Annotated in this window: 17 protein-coding genes; 14 read left to right on the plus strand and 3 right to left on the minus strand. The window is 46.8% G+C overall.

All coding sequences use genetic code 11. The features are described from left to right. Nucleotides 1–93: 93 nt before the first annotated feature. From D6024_RS24665 to epsC, 3 genes are all read right to left on the minus strand, one after another. Nucleotides 94–522 carry a DUF3322 domain-containing protein gene (locus D6024_RS24665; RefSeq protein WP_121357498.1) on the minus strand — a complete coding sequence of 143 codons (429 nt, stop codon included), beginning with the start codon at nt 520–522 and terminating at the stop codon, nt 94–96. 346 nt (nt 523–868) lie between these two features. Continuing rightward, nucleotides 869–1,741: a cysteine synthase CysM gene (cysM, locus tag D6024_RS24670; RefSeq protein ID WP_121357499.1), complete on the minus strand. Its 873-nt coding sequence runs from the start codon at nt 1,739–1,741 to the stop codon at nt 869–871. After that, nucleotides 1,738–2,574: a serine O-acetyltransferase EpsC gene (gene epsC / locus D6024_RS24675; protein WP_121357500.1), complete on the minus strand. Its 837-nt coding sequence runs from the start codon at nt 2,572–2,574 to the stop codon at nt 1,738–1,740. Before epsC ends, cysM begins: the two co-directional genes overlap by 4 nt. 360 nt (nt 2,575–2,934) lie before the next feature. On the opposite strand from epsC, the gene D6024_RS24680 reads away from it, so the two are divergent. From D6024_RS24680 to D6024_RS24745, 14 genes are all read left to right on the plus strand, one after another. Then, nucleotides 2,935–3,906, plus strand: a complete 972-nt coding sequence (locus D6024_RS24680) for a glycosyltransferase family protein (RefSeq protein WP_121357501.1) — start codon at nt 2,935–2,937, stop codon at nt 3,904–3,906. Nucleotides 3,907–4,209: 303 nt separating this feature from the next. Continuing rightward, on the plus strand, nt 4,210–6,642 hold the full coding sequence (locus tag D6024_RS24685) for an SLBB domain-containing protein (protein ID WP_121357502.1): 2,433 nt from the start codon (nt 4,210–4,212) through the stop codon (nt 6,640–6,642). Between the two features lie 233 nt (nt 6,643–6,875). Next, on the plus strand, nt 6,876–7,955 hold the full coding sequence (locus tag D6024_RS24690) for a Wzz/FepE/Etk N-terminal domain-containing protein (protein ID WP_121357503.1): 1,080 nt from the start codon (nt 6,876–6,878) through the stop codon (nt 7,953–7,955). Between the two features lie 106 nt (nt 7,956–8,061). Beyond that, a complete protein-coding gene (locus D6024_RS24695; protein ID WP_240410156.1) occupies nt 8,062–8,790 on the plus strand; it encodes an FkbM family methyltransferase in 729 nt (242 codons plus the stop codon). 3 nt (nt 8,791–8,793) lie between these two features. Then, nucleotides 8,794–9,579, plus strand: a complete 786-nt coding sequence (locus D6024_RS24700) for a glycosyltransferase family 2 protein (protein ID WP_121357504.1) — start codon at nt 8,794–8,796, stop codon at nt 9,577–9,579. Nucleotides 9,580–9,631: 52 nt separating this feature from the next. Continuing rightward, entirely contained in the window at nt 9,632–10,954 is a 1,323-nt protein-coding gene (locus D6024_RS24705) for a lipopolysaccharide biosynthesis protein (protein WP_121357505.1), read from the plus strand. A gap of 44 nt (nt 10,955–10,998) precedes the next feature. Further along, the gene (locus D6024_RS24710; RefSeq protein ID WP_121357506.1) at nt 10,999–11,895 is read left to right on the plus strand and encodes a glycosyltransferase family protein; all 897 of its coding nucleotides are present in this window, start codon (nt 10,999–11,001) and stop codon (nt 11,893–11,895) included. A gap of 100 nt (nt 11,896–11,995) precedes the next feature. Continuing rightward, complete coding sequence (locus tag D6024_RS24715) at nt 11,996–12,799, plus strand: methyltransferase, TIGR04325 family (RefSeq protein WP_121357507.1); 804 nt, start codon at nt 11,996–11,998, stop codon at nt 12,797–12,799. 5 nt (nt 12,800–12,804) lie between these two features. Further along, on the plus strand, nt 12,805–13,527 hold the full coding sequence (locus D6024_RS24720) for a class I SAM-dependent methyltransferase (protein ID WP_121357508.1): 723 nt from the start codon (nt 12,805–12,807) through the stop codon (nt 13,525–13,527). 57 nt (nt 13,528–13,584) lie between these two features. Further along, nucleotides 13,585–14,637: a glycosyl transferase gene (locus D6024_RS24725; protein WP_121357509.1), complete on the plus strand. Its 1,053-nt coding sequence runs from the start codon at nt 13,585–13,587 to the stop codon at nt 14,635–14,637. Nucleotides 14,638–14,795: 158 nt separating this feature from the next. Next, nucleotides 14,796–16,175: a hypothetical protein gene (locus tag D6024_RS24730; protein WP_121357510.1), complete on the plus strand. Its 1,380-nt coding sequence runs from the start codon at nt 14,796–14,798 to the stop codon at nt 16,173–16,175. A 99-nt stretch (nt 16,176–16,274) separates the two neighbouring features. Beyond that, on the plus strand, nt 16,275–17,450 hold the full coding sequence (locus D6024_RS24735) for a glycosyltransferase (RefSeq protein ID WP_121357511.1): 1,176 nt from the start codon (nt 16,275–16,277) through the stop codon (nt 17,448–17,450). 2 nt (nt 17,451–17,452) lie between these two features. Next, a complete protein-coding gene (locus D6024_RS24740; protein ID WP_121357512.1) occupies nt 17,453–18,238 on the plus strand; it encodes a glycosyltransferase family 2 protein in 786 nt (261 codons plus the stop codon). A gap of 384 nt (nt 18,239–18,622) precedes the next feature. Beyond that, nucleotides 18,623–20,026, plus strand: coding sequence for an undecaprenyl-phosphate glucose phosphotransferase (locus tag D6024_RS24745; RefSeq protein WP_121357513.1), 1,404 nt, complete (start codon nt 18,623–18,625; stop codon nt 20,024–20,026). Nucleotides 20,027–20,031: the final 5 nt, after the last annotated feature.

The following is a 20,031-nucleotide window of genomic DNA, read 5'->3' on the forward strand; positions in this document are numbered from 1 at the left end:
CTCGTGCTCTTGAATAGCCTTGACAATCTGTGTTTCGGTGAAGTTTGATTTTTTCATATTTACTCATTTAAAATTAAGCGCCTTTGCTAACTTTCAAATGAGCGAATTATAGGGAAGCCGACAGTTTTGAATAAAATATTTACAGACTTTGAGAGTCTCCTCCCAAGTGTCATGTTCAATTAACTTTAAAGGATTGCTTTTAACCCATTCGACCAGCCTTGGAATCTCTGATTGAATTAAAGAAAAGTTCCTAAGGAACTGGTTGTACTCTTTTTGTTTAGAAATTAATTTTAGACAATCTTCTAAGGTTTCTATGCTGATCTTTTCTGGGATCAGTTGCCTGCCGATCTTTTCAAATTGTCTTTCGACGAGAATAACTCTATAGCCATAGCCTTTGAATTCTTTGGAATTGTCTCCAACTGCTGATGGTTCACTGCCGGAGATTTTCAAAACCACCTTGTAGCGCCTCAAACTAGAAGAGGCGTACTTCCTTCCTTCGGATGGCAACCGCTCCTGTCTCATGGTCTTTACCCTAAAAGTTTTAAGAGTTCGACCAGAAATTCTTCCCTGACATCAGCTTCGGTATAAGTGGAAAAGTTGAGCCTTGATAGTCGGCTTAGTTCTGTTTTCTCGGATTCGGTTAAATGTGAACGGAATTTCTTCATCTCGCAAAGCTAAATGCCATAAAATTAGCTGGCAATGGTAACTGTCATTCGTCCAAACTAAACTTGCTGATGAACTCGTTGATTTTCAGTAAATCTTGAACAAGAAGGTTCGAAAGCTGTCCCCGATTGCCCGCCAGCCTCAAAAAAGAAAATCCTGTAGTTTTTTCTGCAGGATTTTTTATGTCATTGCCATCCGGATTTTTTCAGCCAAAAAGATCACTGCTCAAATAGCGGTCCCCACGGTCACAAACAATAAAGACAATGGTACCCGATTCCAATTCCCGGCTTAAGCGGATCGCCGCCGAAGCGGCACCACCGCTGCTCATGCCCGCAAAAATTCCTTCTTCCTTAGCAAGCCGGCGCGTCATATCAACTGCTTCTTCCTGTGTAATGTCCATGATCCTGTCTACCCGTTTGGGATCGAAGATCTTTGGCAGGTAGGCCGGTGCCCACCGCCGGATGCCAGGAATTGAGGCCTCTTCCGTTGGTTGGCAACCGACAATTTGAATGGAAGGATTTTTTTCCTTTAAATACATCGACGTTCCCATGATGGTGCCCGTGGTGCCCATGGAGCTGACAAAATGCGTAATCCCGCCATTGGTGTCATCCCATATTTCAGGGCCGGTCGTTTTGTAATGCGATAAGTAGTTATCGGGATTGGCAAACTGGTTCAGCAGGAAATAGTCGCCGCCGGAAGCTTTTTCTTCGGCATAATCGCGGCAGGCTTCCATGCTGTCGAGAAGGATCACTTTGGCGCCGAATGCTTCCATCGTCAGCACCCGTTCGCGGGTTGATGAAGACGGCATGATCAACTCGATTTCCAGGTTGAAAAGGTTCGCGATCAGGGCCATGGCAATGCCGGTATTCCCGCTGGTTGCCTCAATCAGTTTTGTACGGCTGCTGATCTGTCCCCGCTCCAATGCGCTACGGATCATATTCAAAGCCGGCCGGTCTTTCACGCTGCCTCCCGGGTTATTTCCTTCCAGCTTCGCATAGACCGAAACGGCAGGATTCGGAACGAGATGTTTCAATTGAACCAGCGGCGTATTGCCAACCGTGTCGAGGACTGTTTTCATACCGAGGTGCTTAAAAATTTTCCTTCTACAATATTTATAATGGGCTGGTGATAAACCAACGAACCGGGCGGGATACTTTCCGTTATCCAGACGTTGCCACCGATCACGCTGTGATGACCAATGACCGTTTCTCCGCCAAGAATTGTAGCACCGGCATAGATGACGACATGATCTTCTACTGTTGGGTGCCGTTTGGTAAAAGCCATTTCTTTTTTCACGCTCAGTGCACCAAGGGTCACCCCCTGGTAAAGCTTGACGTGGTTTCCAATCCGGGACGTTTCCCCGATGACGATTCCCGTACCGTGGTCGATACAGAAATACTCGCCGATTGCAGCCGCCGGGTGAATGTCAATCCCTGTTTTGGAATGGGCCTGTTCGGTTAAAATCCTTGGCAACAAGGGCACGTCCAGTCGGTGCAGGGCATGGGCTATGCGGTAATAACTCAGCGCCAGGAATCCGGGATAAGCCCTGACCACTTCAAAGGCGGTATGTGCAGCCGGGTCGCCTTTTACAATGGCTTCAATGTCGGTATTCAGCAGCCGGTAAATCTCCGGCACGCCGGCAAAAAACTGGCGGGCAATATCGGCTTTATTGCAATGCTCGCAGGCTGTGGTGGTGTTCAGGATGTTGGTTAGTTCGACCTCCAGTTCGACAAATACTTTCCGGATGGCTTCTTCCGAGCAAAGCACGCAGGTTGAAAGTTGCGGGTAGAGAACGCAAATGAGCCGCTCGGCCCATCCGGTGATTTCGCGGTTGGAGGGCACCACATCTTTTTGCTTTTGCTGGCGGAACAGGTCATGGAAAAAGTCATCCGGCAGGGGCATTGCTTTCATTGTAATTTTCGAACCATTGGTTGTTGTAAAAATACCAACAGATGGTGGTCGCCAGCAAGACTTTTGTCACACAGCTGTAAGAAGTGGTGGCTTCCCCCGGAACAATTTCTTCAGAATGGTGGTAATGCAATGCCTATATCGGGTCGCGTCGATCAGTTGCAATCCAACGCGATACCTGCTCGTGTTCGTTGGTAAACCTAAGTGGATTGCATCTGTTCAAAATCGACGGCAGCCCGCCGATGAACCAGGTAACCGTATGACAGGTGAATCGAATTGCGGCCGGTATGAAAAATCGTTGGCGCCTTTCGGGTCAGGGATAATTTCCATTTCTTTACCGCTTAAATCTACCAGGATAGACCAATGAAGATCGCATTCACTGTTTGCTCGGCCAATTACCTTGCCTACGCCAAGTCTTTAGCCGACACTGTGATTCAGCACAATCCGGGTTATTCGTTTGTGATAGCCCTGGCTGATACATTTACCGGTTTGGATACGGCATTTTTTGCCCCGCACACGATCATTCCCGTTACGGATATGAACATCGATGCTTTGGAAGAAATGAATCAGCGGTATACCATTTTCGAACTTAGTTGCGCCCTGAAGCCATTTGTGGCCGGCTATCTTTTTCAGACCTTCCGTGACTGCGAGCTGTTGTTTTATTTTGATTCCGATATCCTGGTATATCATACCCTTCACGAGGCGGAAGAAGCGCTGCAGTCCGACTCTATTCTTCTCACTCCCCATCTTTCTCAGGCGCTGCCCTCTGCCGAATCGCTGCCAACGGAACGCGATCTGTTGCGGGCAGGTGTGTTTAATGCCGGTTTTTTTGGTTTGAAAAACGATGCTGTGACCGGCTCCTTTTTACACTGGTGGAAGGAAAGGCTGCAATACCATTGCTATAATAACATTGGCGAAGGTTTGTTTGTCGACCAGTTGTGGCTGAACCTGGTGCCGCTGTATTTTCAAAAGACTTGTGTTTTTTTTCACCCCGGCTATAACCTGGCTTACTGGAATTTCAGTGAACGTACCCTGGCGTCTTCCGGAAACGTTTATCGGGTGAACGGCGACTATCCCCTTGTCTTTTTCCATTTCAGCGGGTATGACCCCCAACTTCCGGATGCAGTTACAAGGCACCGTACCGACCTGGCCCTGTCTTCACTGCCGCAATACGCATCCCTGTTTAAGCTCTTCGGGAAAGCTGTTGCAAGGAATGACGAGAAGGGTTTTTCTTCGCTACCGGTAACCATGGGCCTTGAAGCCAAACTTGCAAATCAAAAAACCGGCAACGGCCTTGTGGCAACAATCGGGAGCTGGCTTGGCCGTAAAAAATAGAAATAACTAACCGGGCTCTGCAGGGAGTTAGCCTCATTTTAACGACGGAAAGTATAATAGTACATAAAAACGTCACCATTTAACCAACGGCTAAAAGCCGTTTTTCCAGGGAAGATATAGGTGTAATTACTTATTATTTAAATATTTGCAATAACATGGACTCTGGCTGTTCTTTCCGGGACCTGCCCAGACCCTAAAATTTCTTAAAAGATTTTTGTTATAATATGTAAACTAATAACTTAGCGCCGCGCATCTTGCGTGTAGTTTACTAAGCTAACCGAGACAAGACTTAAATCCAAATCCATGATCTGCTTAAGGATTTTACTCATTTCGCTGTTTTCTTTTCTTTCGGTTTATGTCGTAGCGCAAATTCCTTCCGATCTCAGCACGGTAAAAGCATCCCAGATTTCCGACAGCCAGTTGCAGCAATATCTTAACCAGGCGAAGGCCAGTGGGGTAACGGCCGACCAGTTGGAGGCGGAATTTCTTCGCAGGGGTCTGCCGCCGTCCGAAATGGCTGAAATCAAGCAGCGCATCCAACAATTGGAAGCAAACGGCACGATGGGAACAGGGAATGAACTGGAAAAGCCCGTCAAAACGCTTCCCGAAAATTCGAAACGCACGGTTACAACCATCAAGCCGCTCGATTACGAGACAGCCGAAAGCATCAAACGGCGGTCGAAGATTTTTGGTTCCGAGCTGTTTTCCAATACCAATCTCACTTTCGAGCCCGACCTGCGCATGCCCACGCCGAAGAATTACATCATTGGTCCCGACGACGAACTGATCTTGAATATCTACGGCTATAACATGAGCCAGCAGAATTTAAAAGTATCACCGGAAGGCACGGTCAATGTCAAATATGCCGGCATTATCAATGTGAACGGCCTGACCATTGAGGCGGCAACCGCACTGTTGCGCAGCCGTTTGTCGCGGTACTACCCGGGGCTTTCCGGCGGGCAGACCAAGTTGCAATTAACCGTTGGTAATATCCGCAGCATCCGGGTGACACTCATTGGTGCCATCAACCGGCCGGGAACCTACACCTTGCCATCACTGGCCAGTCTGTTCAATGCCCTTTATGTAAGCGGGGGACCAGCCGAGAACGGGTCGTTCCGGAACATTGAACTCATCCGGGCCAATAAGGTCGTCCAGGTTGCCGATCTCTATGATTTTTTGGTGAAGGGTGATTTGAGCAGCAACCTCCGGCTCGAAGACAACGATGTCATTCGTGTTCCGTTTGCCAGCTTGCTGATCACGCTGAATGGTGAGCTAAACCGCCCCGGGATTTTCGAAATGCACGGAAGCGAAAGCCTGAAAGACGCCATCCAATTTGCAGGTGGATTTAAAAGCAAGGCTTTCCGCGGCCGAATCACGGGCAACCGTTATGGTGATTTCGACCGGAAGGTACTGGACGTGGCAGGCGATGCACTGCAAGCTTTCAAGCCGGAGAACGGCGACGAATATTTTATCGACTCGGTTGTAAACCGCTACCAAAACCGTGTGCTCATTAGTGGGGCCGTCTTCAAGCCCGGCGCTTATGCGCTGGAAAGCGGCATGACCTTGAAGCAATTAATCCAGAAAGCCCAGGGGCTGAAGGAAGATGTTTTTACCGACAGGGCCATCCTGGTACGGACCCGCGACGATCTTTCCAAAGAGTACCTTGCAATTGACCTGAAGCCGCTCATCAGCGGGAAAGAAGCCGGCCTTGTCCTGCAAAAGGAAGACAGCATTCACGTCGCGTCCATTTTTGGCATTCGCGACACGGCGACTGTGACCATCAACGGTGCCGTTCGCAACCCGGGTAACTTCCGGTACGAGGAGGGTCTTTCCTTGAAATCGCTCATCCTGAAAGCAAATGGTTATGCCGACAATGCGACCGGGATGGGCATCGAGATCTCCCGCCGCAAACGCGACATCGACGTCAACAGGTCGGGAAGCGACATCGTGGAACTCATCCGGATCAATGGCGATAAAGACCTTGCCGGCACGGCCACAGACATCGTTCTGAAGCCATTCGACATTGTGACGATTAAAGAAGATCCTTTTTATAAAAAGCAGATTAGTGTCAAGGTTTCCGGCGAGGTCTTGTTGCCGGCTGTATACACCTTGCAGAGCCGTGAAGAGCGATTGAGTTCACTGATCAAACGGGCTGGCGGGCTGCTTTATACGGCCAATGTTGGCGGGGCCAAATTGATCCGTAAAAAGATCGAGGTGATCGACTCGGCCGAAATAAAGCGGCTGTTTCAGTCGGTGGTAAAGGATACAACCAAGACAAAAGTGGTTGTTCCGGAGAAGAACACCACTGATGTGGCGATAGACCTGGATTATATTTTAAAGCACCCCGGTACCGCCGATGACATCACGCTGGAAGAAGGCGATGAACTGGTGATACCCCGCATCAACAACACAGTAAGTGTAAACGGCGAAGTTTTCCGCCCGGTGGATGTGATGTACGAAAAAGGCAAAACCATGCACGATTATCTCTCCGATGCCGGTGGCGTAACGCAGACGGGATTGCGGAGAAAGGCTTTTGTCATTTATGCCAATGGCCGGTCGGCAAAAATCAGGAAGGTTCTGGGCCTGTTTCCCAGCTATCCCAAAATAGAGCCCGGCGCCAACATTTTTGTACCGCAAAGGGCCAAGAAAGAAGGGTCGTTTGATGCAGCCAAGGCAGGAATCCTGATATCGGCGATCACGGCGTTAATCACGACGATATCGGTGATCAGCCGATAGCATTCGGTGCAAATGAATGCTTGCTGTTCGGGCAAGAAACAGGCATGTGAGATGGAATGGGAAATCTTGCTGATTTCCCGTTTCCCGGACGCTAAAACCGAAACAGCAAACCGGATGCGCCGCAAAAAAAATGTAATCCTCAGTAGAAAAACGAATGTGACTGAGGAACGGCGAAGCCTTGCGCATACCACTGCATTAAGGTGGAATAGCCATCAGTAAAAATCATTTTGTAAATGAAAGACAGCCCCAAAGAGTACTATTCATTGTGGGAAATCGTGAAGCAAACACAAGCCTATTTGCGCTACCTGCGTCAAAGATGGTGGTTGCTTTTGTTGTTTATCATCCTTGGCGTTGGTATGGGCTTCTTCTATTACTCGAGGCAAAAACCGCGGTACGAAGCTGTCAGCACCTTCATCCTGGAAGAAAAGTCTGGTGGGGGCGGTGGACTGTCAGGATTAGCTTCGCAGTTTGGTTTCAACCTGGGCAGCCTGGGCGGCGGGAGTATGTTCAGTAGTGAAAACATTTTGGAAATTCTTAAATCAAAAACAGTTATCGAGCAAGTCCTGATTAGTCCAGTAAACGATACCCTTACAACAGGTACGACGCTGGCAGACCGCTATCTGGAGTTTACCGGCATAAAAAAGAAATGGCAGGAAAAAGGCCTTCTGCCTTCTTTCAACTTTGCCGGTGCAAGAAAACAATTAAGCCCGATCCAGGATAGTGTTTTGAATGTGATTTATGAGTCAATCCTCAAGCAAAATCTCTCCACTGAGCGCATGAGTAAGCAGGGAACAATCATCAAAGTGCAGGTTTCTGCTGCTGATGCACAGTTTGCCCGCTTGATGACAGAACGCATTGTACAGGAGGCAAGCAAGTTGTACCTCGATCTGCGGATTGGTACGGGCCAGGAAAATATCCGGCAACTGCAAAGGCGATCCGACTCGTTGCTGGTATTGCTGAACAACAAGTCCTACCGGGCCGCCGCCAGTCAGCCACTCGACATCAACCCTGGCATCCGCACGGCGATAGTGCCGGTTGAAATTGCAACCCGTGACAAAACCGTGCTGGGTACCCTCTATGCAGAAGTAACAAAAAACCTGGAAGCCAGTAAAATGCTGCTGTCCCAGCAAACACCGGTGATCCAGTTGCTCGATCGGCCCGGCTATTTACTGAACGATAATAAAAAAGGTTTGCTAGCTGTGTTGGCTGTATCAATTTTTTCTGCAGGCTTGCTTTTCGTTCTTGTCGCTTTTCCGTTTTTCCTGCTGTTTATGGCAAAAAAAGCAGCACGAACAGAAACCTCGGTATCCTAGCGACAGAAAGATCAATCCTGGATTTATCTTCACCGGAATACGGAAGGATTGTATTCTTTGTGGCTGGCTGGTAATGCTGACCCGGTGCTCGTGAAAGAAATTTTCTATGAAAATCATGCATCCCGTTAAAAATATTGCCTCGTTTTTTCTTGACCTCACCCCGCAAAGGCTGAAAGATTTCCTGCTGAATGTTTCATATTTGAACGTCTCGTACTCGCAGGAAGGGGAAGATTTAATTTTATCGCGGATTTTCGGAAGAAAAAAAGACGGCTTTTTTGTAGATGTCGGCGCTCACCATCCGAAAAAATATTCCAATACATACAAGTTTTACCGCGAGGGATGGCATGGCATCAACATCGATGCAATGCCGGGCAGCATGCGGCTTTTTGAAAAGTTACGGCCAAACGACATTAACATCGAAGCGGGCATTGCCCGGGCAACAGGAGAGTTGACCTATTCCATTTTTAACGAGCCTGCATTGAACACGTTCAACGAAGAGGAGGCAAACCGGAAAAATGGCCTCAACGGCTATCGCATTGTCGAACAGAAAAAGGTGCGGGTTTATCCTCTGTCTGATATCCTTGACAAGCATTTGAAGCCAGGCGATACGATCGATTTTTTAAGCATCGATGTGGAAGGCCTCGATTTTGACGTTCTCCAGTCAAACAATTGGGAAAAGTACCGGCCCAACATCGTCCTGGTCGAAGAATTGCGAAAACCGTCCGGCGAAAGAGAAACGCAGGGCACCGAATTTCTGTTGGCAAATGGCTACCGGCTCTTTGCACAGACCTACAATACCCTCATTTTTAAAGAGCAAAAATTTCCACTGCACTAGGTTATGCCACAGCCTCTTTTTTCCATCATCATGGCTGCTTTCAATGCGGAAAAAACCATTGAAAGAAGTCTTGGCTGTGTAAGGAACCAGCAGTTCCGGAACTTTGAATTGATCGTCGTCGATGGAGGATCAACTGACGGCTCTCTTGAAATAATTGCCAGGAACAAAGACAGCATCAATTATTGGATCAGTGAACCCGACAAGGGTATTTATGACGCCTGGAACAAAGGGTTGCAACGGGCCAAAGGTGAATGGATCCTGTTTATTGGAACAGACGATTATTTACGGCCGGATGCCTTGTTCCACTACAATGTATTTCTGCAAAAGCAAGACATGGCAGGCGTGCTCTATATTTCTTCGAAAGTTCAGATCGTTTCCCCGGAAGGCGTGAAGAAGCGGGTGTTTGGCTGGCCATGGCAGTGGCAGGAATTTCGGTACAAGCCGGTTGTTGCCCATCCGGGTTCGCTGCATCACCGCTCACTTTTTGAGAAATATGGCGTTTACAATACGGGTTACCAGATTGCCGGCGACTACGAACTGCTGCTGCGACCAAAGGAGCAACTGAATGCTCGTTTTCTGGACGCAGTCACCGTTGATATGACCGATGGAGGCGTCAGTAACCGCATAAAAACAAGCGTTGAAACGCGGAAAGCGCAATTGGGCAATTGTGTTAGTACTCCCATTCTGATCAACATCGAATTTCTTAGCCAGTTTGTGAAAATCATCGGCAAGCGGCTCCTCGGAAAGCTCGGACTCTCTTTTTATTTGCGGAGGGAGTTTCGGGGTTGAACTTGTTTTTCAGATTTCTGAAATGAATAGAATCCAGACAGTTTAGGTGCATATGAAATTCCTGGGAAATACGGTGCCTACCTCATTGGCTAATACCTACCGACGCAATCTTTTTTTGCAAAAGTTTGCCGGTGTGCTGGGTGTTGACATTCTCGTAAAAGCGTCTGCGTTTCTTCTCATCCCTCTCTACCTGCGGCTGATGAGCCAGGATGAATTTGGTTTGTACAATTACCTGCTTTCCATTGTGCAGACCTTTTCGCTGGTATTGAACTTTGGTTTGTACATACCGCAAAGCAAACTTTATCACACATATCATACAGAAAAGGAGCGTGGACGTTTGCTGTTTACGATTGCAGCGACCTTGTTTCTTGCCCTTTTGGTCATTTTGCTGCCATTGATATTGTTTGGCTGGGATGCCAACCTGATTGGGCTGTTATTTAAAAACAGCCAATCCTATCGCAGCTACAGGGTGGTTGTTTTGGCAGCGCTGCCAATCACGATTGCAAGTTTTATTCTGACGAATTTTTTTTACACCAGTGAAAAAATTCGCCAGGTTAAAACCTATAATCTATACCGTGTCATTTTTGTCAACATCCTGGCGCTTTCAACGTTGTTTATCCTGAAATCTGATCCCGTGCAAATCCGTTTGGGTGTGTCATACGCTGTTGAAGTCGTCTTGTTTATTTTCTTTGCGCATTCTTACCTGAAAGAATGGGTGCCGCAATTCGACTGGCGCCTTATGAAAAACAGTTTGAAAATGGGGCTTCCGGTGATGCTTTCTGCGCTTTTTGGCATTGTCATCAATTTCAGCGACAAGTTTTTTTTGGAACGATTTGGCAGTTTGAAAGATCTTTCCAATTACTACCTGGCTTTTTCCTTTGCGAGCATCATTCCCTTAATCTTTACATCGTTGCAGAACGTATGGTTTCCGCAGTTTTTAAAAGAGCAAGACCTGGGAAAAAATATTCAAAATTCAAAAAAGCTTTCGAAGAAAATGGTGATCCTTTTTGCCGGACTGGCATTGTGTATCTGGCTCTTGTTTTGTTGCCTGCTTTGGAAGGGAATCATTCCGCACAAATACAACCAGGCAGCCCTGATTCTACCGTTGTTGCTTGTCACGCAAATCATTGTATCACTGGCCACCTTATTCAATAATTACCTTGTCTATTTCGAAAAAACTCAATTTATTTCGTACGCAGGTCTGTTTGTCAGCCTGATCAGCCTGACATTGGGCATGTGGCTAATTCCCCAATGGGGTGTTTATGGTGCGGCCGTGAGCTCGTTGTTGGCGAACACCGTTTACCTTGTTATCTACTACTACCTGTCTTTAACTTTCAAGAAAAAGTATTTCGAGCGGCTTGCCGTGCAACAATAAAGCAAACATCACTTTTCAACTGCACGTGCTGACGTGAATTTTTTATGACGACTGCTCCCATCGTTCTCTTTGCTTACAACAGGCCCTGGCACACAGAGCAAACCTTGCGTTCTCTTTCCGAAAACCATCTCGCCGGCGAGTCAGAATTGATTGTCTATATCGACGGGCCAAAACCCGGTGCCACGACGGAACAACAAACGAAAATTGAAAGCGTCTATCGGTTGGTACAGGCACAGACCTGGTGCAAGCGGCTGACTGTGCACCGCGCCGAGGCCAATAAAGGTCTTGCGAATTCTGTCATACACGGTGTGACGGAAACCTTGCGCCTTTACGATCGCCTCATCGTCCTGGAGGATGATATGATTTTGTCGCCCTATTTCCTGCAATACATGAATGAGGGACTGGCAAAATACGAACACACGGAGGAGGTGATTTCTATCCACGGTTACTGTGTGCCCAACAACTATTCTCAGCCCGTTTTCTTTTTGCGTGGTGCCGACTGCTGGGGATGGGCAACCTGGCGACGGGGCTGGCAACTGTTCAACCCGGATGCAGCGCAATTGCTGCGGGAGCTAAAAGACAGGAAGTTGACCTATGATTTCGACCTGTTGGGAAGCTATGCCTACACCAATATGCTTCGCCTTCAAAATGAAGGCAAGGTGGATTCTTGGGCCATTCGGTGGTATGCCTCTGCCTATTTGCAGGATAAGCTCACGCTTTATCCCAGCCGTTCCCTGGTCAGAAACATTGGGGGCGATGGTAGTGGCACGCATGTGAAGGACGACCAACTTTCATCCGCGGAACTGAGTTCCCACAGGATCGATTTGATCGACCTTCCATTAAAAGAAAAAAAAGAAGTCCGCCGGATGATCGGCCGACATTATTTCGAAAATTTAAGTACGGCAGGAAAGCTGAAAAAGTGGCTAAGGCTACAATTGTAAAGACGTTTTGTCAAATGACGAGCAGAGACTACAGCTTTGATTTCAAATATTAGGCAGTAGCGAAAGAGTGGTTGCCGCACTCCGTTTCTAAAACAATCCTATGAAGCAATTGCTAAAGAAAATTCTTCCTCCGGTGGTCGCAACGGCACTGCGGTCTCCTTCAAAATATGGATGGTTCGGCAATTATGACTCGTGGCACGATGCACAAAATGAGTGTAGCGGATACGACTCGGAATTGATTTTTGAGAAGGTGACGGACGCGGTCCTGCGGGTCAAGAACGGAGTGGCGAAATTTGAACGGGATGGTGTATTGTTTTTTAAGGATGAATACAACTGGCAGCTTCTTTCCTGCTTGTTTTTTGTCGCAGCACAAAACGCTGGTTCGCTGCACGTGATTGATTTTGGAGGATCACTTGGCAGCAGCTATTTTCAGCATCAAAAGCTGGTGAACTCTTTACACGACGTGAAATGGACTGTAGTAGAGCAGCCACAATTTGTCCGGTTCGGCCAGCAGCATCTGCAATCCGACATTTTATTGTTTTGCAATAGCATTGAGGAAAGCAGGAAAAAAATGAATCCGAAACTGCTCGTGCTTTCATCTGTGCTTCAATACCTGGAAGATCCGTTTGCAATTGTGGACAATTTTCTGGAGCAGGATATCCCGTACATATTCATCGACCGGACTGCGTTTACTAAAAGCGACAACCATCAACTCACAATACAGAAAGTTCATCCTGCAATATATCCAGCCTCTTATCCCGCCTGGTTTTTCAATGAACAGCGTTTTTTAGCACCGTTTCTGACGAGGTATGAAATAAGGGCAGCATTTGATAATTCGGATTACAGCAATAAAAAAAATACCTATTTCAAAGGGTTTTTCCTGTCGAAAAGCAATACCAACTGAAGTGAATGAAAGAGCGGATTAAAAACATCCTTGAAAAAGAAGCCTTTGCACCGTCGCCTCTCGGGCTGATGGTCAACCCATTTTATTTTGCGCGGAAAGGCCTGCATAAAAATATCAAGGCGCTATCGGAAACCATCACCGGTAAAATTTTGGACGTCGGCTGCGGGAGAAAGCCGTATAAGAACCTGTTTCGATATTCGGAATACATCGGGCTGGATATCGAAAATCCCGGGCATCCGCATTTGAACGAGGACATCGATATTTATTACGACGGCAAGACTTTCCCGCTTGGCGATGGCGAATTCGACAATGTGATCTGCAACCAGGTACTGGAGCATGTATTTACACCAGCGCATTTTCTGCAGGAGATCAACCGGGTTTTAAAAAAAGACGGCCACCTGCTGTTGACGGTACCGTTTATCTGGGACGAACACGAACAGCCGAACGACTTTGCACGGTATAGTTCGTTCGGGCTGAAATACCTGCTGGAAGAGAACGGTTTTAGCGTTTGCCGGCAGATCAAATCCGTTGACGACGTATCGGCGATTTTCCAGCTGGTGAATGCCTATGTCTATAAAAAATTAATGACAAAAGGAAAGGTGTTGTATTACCTGACGCTGTTTTCTGTCGTGTTTCCTGTAAATGTTCTCGGACGGGTTGCCGGTGCGATCCTTCCATCCAACGGCGACCTGTTTTTGGATAACATCATTTTAGCGAAGAAAAACTAAGTAATCATCAACTGGCATTAAACGCTTCCTGCAAACACGCATCTCTGAACAACGATCATGATTCATTTTTGCACTTTATTTAATTCCAATTACCTGACAAGGGGACTTGCGCTGTATGAATCGCTGGAGAAGGTCTGTCCCTCGTTTCATTTGTATGTCATTGCGTTTGACCAGGAAAGCTACAACTACCTGCGGCAGGCGCAGCTTCCCCACCTGACGCCGGTTTCTCTTTCGGATTTTGAAGATGAGCAGCTGCTCCGCATTAAGCCCACACGGTCGGCCGCGGAGTATTGCTGGACCTGCACGCCATCTGTGGTTCGCTATTGTATTGATCATTTTCGCCTTCCGTTTTGCATTTACGTCGACGCGGATTTAATTTTTTATCAAAATCCGCAGGTGATTCTTGATGAAATGGGCGATCGGTCGATCTTACTGACCGAACATCGTTATACACCTGAATACGACCAGTCGAAAGCCAGTGGGATTTATTGTGTTCAGTTCCTCTATTTCAAAAACAATCCTGAAGGCCGTACAGCACTGGAATGGTGGCGGGAACGGTGTATCGAATGGTGCTATGCAAGAGAAGAAGAGGGAAAGTTTGGCGACCAGAAATACCTTGATGACTGGACCTCCCGTTTTCGTGGTGTTCATGTGATGGAGAACGCAGGAGGGGGCATCGCTCCCTGGAATGTGCAGCAGTTTCAGTGTGTTCGGGAGAACCGCGAAATCCGGTTGGTCAATAAACAAACCGGAAAGATTTCGCCTCTTGTTTTCTTCCATTTTCATGGCGTCAAATTTTTTTCCGACAAAGTGGTGTCCTATTCCGGTACCCTGTACGAACTTGACCCGGATGTAAAAAAACTTTTGTACAAGCCTTACATCGAAGAGCTGCAACGGCTGGAAATGAAGGTGAGGGCAGAGGGAATACAATTTAATGTGAACGGTGCCCGGGAAAATTCGCCTTCGTATAGCAAGACATATTTTTTCTTTGTAAAGGAGCGGTTGAAACAATTGCGGACGGGCCGAATCTCGCTTTCAAAATTCATTGACCTTCGGATGAAAAAGCACTATCATTTCACGTCTTTGCATGGCAGTGAGCAGGCGAATTGACAACGTTTCGCCTGCTGCCGGCTCGTGACAGTGGCTTTTCTCTGTAAGAAACAGGGCAAACTGTTTCCACCGCGTTTCCGTTTCGTTCGCAAGCAAATCGCATTCACAACTCTTTTTATTTCCATAAACGGCTTTTGATTGCCGCTTGATTTGTGCTGATGGACCTGGTTACACTTCTTGTTTCACTGCTCTGTCTACTGATTTCCGCCCGGATCGTTCATCTTTATTGGACGCAATCGATTGGGATTGTGGAATCGTTGATCTACGCAACGGTTTTCCGCTATTATTCCATCCGGTTTTTAGGACCTACGGTTGATGTATTGTTTCTTGTTTCGTATGCCATCAGCCTGCATCTTCTTTTCCGCACACAACTCATCCACCGCAAAACGATCCAGCTGATCGGCCTTGTCCTGGTGAGCTTTTGCCTGTTTTTTGTCGTACAGCTATTTGTTCATACAAACCTTGGGAACCTGAGGATTCCCGAGATCCTTCTGAACAATTTCTACTTTGTTCTCAAATACTTGCTTCCCATCCTGGTCATCACAAACTTTCTCCTGTTGTATGGCGAAGACAAGGACCGGATTTTCGCAAGCTTTAAAAAAGCCGCCCTGCTTTCCTGTATGGTGGCAGTGCTGCAACTGTTTCTTTTTATCCTGGTGCCCAACAACACGATGCGTGAAATTTTTGGACTCACCGGCGGCGACAAATATTTTTATGCAGTGGGAAGCCTGAACCTGGTAAGGGTGCAGGCTTTCTGTTATGAACCCAAAGGCCTTTCTGTGATCCTGGGCATGGCTTTGCCCCTGTTTTTCCAGTCGAAAAAATACCTGCCGGCTTGCGCTTGTTTTGCGGTCGGTGTATTGACGGTGAGCCAAACCTTCTATTTGGTCGTCCTGGCTTTTGTGTTTGTCGCGTTCTTTTCACGCTTGCTGAAGCGGGTCAGCGCTGTTGCCTTTCTTGCCATTCTTTCTTTTTTCCTGCTGTTCAACCTGGTGAACGTGGTGTTTGATCAGCTCCTGGGTTCATCTTCCGAATCCGCCTTTTCAAAAGTGGTATTGAACAGGGCGCTGGAGCGCTTCGACGTGGCCTTGCAGGAAGAAAACAACGACTTGTTTGGTTTTCCGTTGCAAAGAGACCTGGAACTGCCGGCCGTAAATTATTTCAAGGACAACAAGGCAATGCTATTGTCAGGATTCGGTTCGGGCAACTACAAACATGTTCCGGTAAAATACTTTGTTGTGGACTGGAATCTCGAACTGCTGGAGTCCGGTCAGTTCAAAGGCCATTTCGATATGGGGTGGATCTTTTTTGCATCTGAAATGGGTCTCCTTTTCGCGGTCTTACTTTATTTGCTGCTAACCGGGAATTTTGTGGTCACTGACGATATCAGCCGGTACTATGCATTTCTCATCGTTGTCTTCTTTTTTCACCGGATCGACTTTCTTGTATTTTCATTTTTCGGTGTGCTTTATTTTTCGAAAAAGCAGACGGCAAATCCGCCCGATACGGCCCTGCAGGGAAACCTTGCAACCACCTAATGGTGGGGAGGCATTGTTCAATTATCTATTGGCTTTCTGGCCTGCACCTAAAGCAGGTTGATTTCATCTTTTGAAAACAAGGAAGGCATGGCATTCTAGATGAAGGAAAGGAAAAAATCCATTGGTATCGTTAACGCGTATAACGAAACTGCGGGACCATTTACGGTACTGAAGACATTCCTGTCGCATTACCGTAACGAAGATGTACCCATTGTTCTGTTTATCCCTAAGGGGCCAAAAGCATTGGATTTCCCGGGCAACAATGTCAGGATTGTGTATACTCAAACGCTTCCGATTGATAAGGACATATTTAGTTTCCGGATTTTTCGCTACCTGGTTGGATGCATTGCCGGGTATTTCCGCTTCCTCTACTTTTATAAAAAATACAACGTTGGTCTTGTTCACAACAACTCGAGCAACCTGCTGATTCCAAGCCTGGCGGCGCAAGCCAGCGGGGTAAAAATTGTCTATCATATTCGCGAAGCCTGGAACACAAGGAACCGTTTGTCAAAGATCCTTTACCATTACATTGCACACGCTTCTGCAAAAATCGTTTGCATTTCCAATACGGCCCTGTACGCCAATTTTACAGAAAAGCAACGGCAGCAATTCGCGGGCAAGTTGACGACAATTGCCGATTGCATTGATGTTGAATCCTATCAGCGCAAAACCATCCAAAAAGATACAGAAAGGGTCATTGTTAGCTTCGTTGGCAGGATCGCACCGATCAAGGGCCTCGACATTTTAGTGAAAGCGTTCGAGTTGTTGGCAGTACAGCAGGGAATAAAAGATGTGGAACTTCGGATCATCGGTGATATCCCCAAAGACAATGCTTACTACCGAAACTATAAAAAACTAATACTCGAAAGTGTCGACAAGTGCCGGAATGTGGCAAATGCAAAAATAGAGATGCTCGGCTTTCGCGATGATGTGGCCGAACTCTTACTGGAGTCGCATGTTCTGATTTTACCATCGCGAATCGAAGAGGGGCTGGGCCTGGTTTTGATTGAAGGGGTCGTAGCAGAAAACTTTGTCATTACATCAAATTTTGGCGGACAAAAAGAGATTATCGAAGCAATCGGCAGCGGCTTTTTGTTCGAAAACGAAAATGCGCAGGACCTTGCTTCCAAACTAGCCCTTTACCTTTCCCGCCGTTCGCAACTTACCGGTGCTGTCCAAAGCGCAAGAGCCAACGCACTGTTGCTTTATTCACCGGCGCGGTATCAGCAATCCCTTTTGTCTTTGTACAGTGAAATTCTAAAAAACGAACAGTAACAATGCTCGATCTCTCTATTATTATTGTAACCTACAATTCGGAAAAATACATCGGGACGTGTGTGAACTCTATCACACAAAATTTGCACGGACTTTCCTACGAGATTATTGTGGTCGATAACCTTTCGACCGATTCGACTCAGTCTATCCTGCAACAAAAACAAAATGTGCGGTTGATCAGGAACGAAAAAAATTACGGGTTTGCAACTGCCAATAACAAAGGCATTGCGCTGGCACAGGGAAACTTTGTTCTGATCCTCAACCCCGATATAATCCTTACACCCGCTACCGATCTCAAAGCTATCATCGATTATTTTGAAAAAAATCCGTCAACCGGCATTGTTTCACCGCGATTGTTTTATGAAGATGGCAAAGTCCAGGAAAACGCAAGAAAATTTCCCTCCCTGCTTACGTTTTTTATCAGGGGATTCCGCCTGGAAAAATATGCGCAACGGTTTTCTTTTTACAAGAACCATAATGTCTTCAGCTATATTTCCAGTACCGTTCCTGTCGAGGTTGACTGGGTGATTGGTGCGTTTATGTTTACCCGGAAAAAGATCATCCATCAGGTCGGCATGTTTGATCAGCGTTTCTTCATGTATTACGAAGACGCCGACCTGTGCTCAAGGATAAAACGGAAAGGGTATACGATTGTTTATGATCCCGGTATTACGGCTATCCATGCGTATTGCAGGGACAGTGCAAAACCCCTTTTTTCCCGCCTGAAAATGATTCACATGAAAAGTTTTTTCCGTTTCTTTTTAAAACGGAACCTGAATTTCTCCTGATTCCCTTTCTCCAATACCGCCATTTACGGCAAATTATTCAAATTCTACCTACCGGCATCGGAACGAAAGCAAGGCCTATTTACAAATTAAAATAAAATATTATTTTTGACTCCGGGCTGTTTACAAAAGCAGAGAAATGACTCCAATCGTTAGCACATTGTAATGCGGGCTTCACCGTTAGCGAGCCGGGCGAAAAAAGATTGGTGTTTGTTGTTTGTAAATGCCCAAATTAACGTATGTTTGAGTCCCAAACTAACTGCATTTCAAGGATTTCAAAGAGGTCTGTGTCGGGTATTTCAGTGATTTGATTGTCCTCTTATTTTCTAATGAATTTGATTGGCTTGCAGTTGGAGCTGCCGCAAAACCTACTGAAAACACCGAGCCATGCTTAGAGAATCTGTGATACTGGTGCGTGCCAAAATGATTATGGACCTTGCTCTCCTGAATGCAATCATTATTGGTGTACAAAGCCATTTTAATTTACCGGATACTGTCAATGCTTTTTCGCCATTTCTGCTGGTGTTGCTGACCAGTACATTGGCCTGGCTTTTTTGTGCCAGGGCTTTTGGTTTGTACGGCGATCTGCGTTTCCGACAGTTTTCCATCGAGTGGGTCATGTTCCTGAAAGCCTTTGGCTTATATGTTCTTGTCACCTCCTTTATTGCCTTCCAGGTATTTGCCAGTTACCCGTATGGCAAGCACCAGTTTTTATTACAGGCTGCGCTCGGTTTTTTTCTTCTACCAGCACAAAAAGTTCTCATCCGCGTACTTTTCAAGCGTCTCTGGAATAGCAACAATATGTTGCGGAAAGTCCTGATCGTCGGGGCCGGTAAAACGGGTCTTGAATTTTACGACAATTATGTTCGCGACCATCAATACGGCTATCAACTAACAGGCTTTGTCGATGATGAGTCAAAGGCATTCTTAAACGGGCACTATCTCGGTAAAACAGCCGATATCAACAGGGTGATTGAACAACATGAACTGGATGATATCGTTGTAACACTACCCATTACGCAGGAAACAAAGATTAAACGGATTGTCGCCATTGCCGAACGCGAAGGCAAACGGGTACGCCTGATCCACAATTACGAAACATTTGGTAACGAGCGGATGCATGTCGACCGTATGGGTTCGTTGTCGATGGTAACGCTTCGGTCGCTTCCACTCGATTCGATTGACCTCCGTATTTACAAGCGCACCTTCGATATTTTCTTTTCCTTTTTTTTCCTGGTTTTCGTAGCCAGTTGGTTATTTCCCATCCTTGCCCTTATCATCAAGTGTACCTCGCGGGGACCGGTGTTTTTTAAACAGGAACGCTGGGGCCTGAACAACAAAAGCATTGTTTGCCTGAAATTCAGGACCATGATGGCGGCGAGCCAGGACGTAGACGCGGAGGGCCGGTACCAGCAAGCCAGGAAAAATGATCCACGCCTTACTCCGATCGGCAGTTTCCTGCGTAAGACAAGTTTGGATGAATTGCCTCAATTCATCAATGTTCTTTTGGGTTCTATGTCCGTCATTGGTCCCCGTCCGCACCCGGTTCCGTTGAACATTGAGTCGAAAGACTGTGTGGAAAAATACATGATGCGGCACTGGGTAAAACCAGGGATCTCCGGCTTGGCTCAGGTGAACGGCTACCGTGGAGAAACAAAGGCGAACGGTTCGATGCGGAAACGGATTCAGTACGATCTCTGGTATATCGAAAACTGGACCTTTTGGCTGGATCTGCAGATCATTTTGCAAACCGTGGTCAATGCCGTAAAGGGTGAAAAAAATGCCTACTAACTATT

This window comes from Flavisolibacter nicotianae (assembly GCF_003628535.1).
In the GTDB taxonomy this organism is placed as follows: Bacteria; Bacteroidota; Bacteroidia; order Chitinophagales; family Chitinophagaceae; genus Flavisolibacter; species Flavisolibacter nicotianae.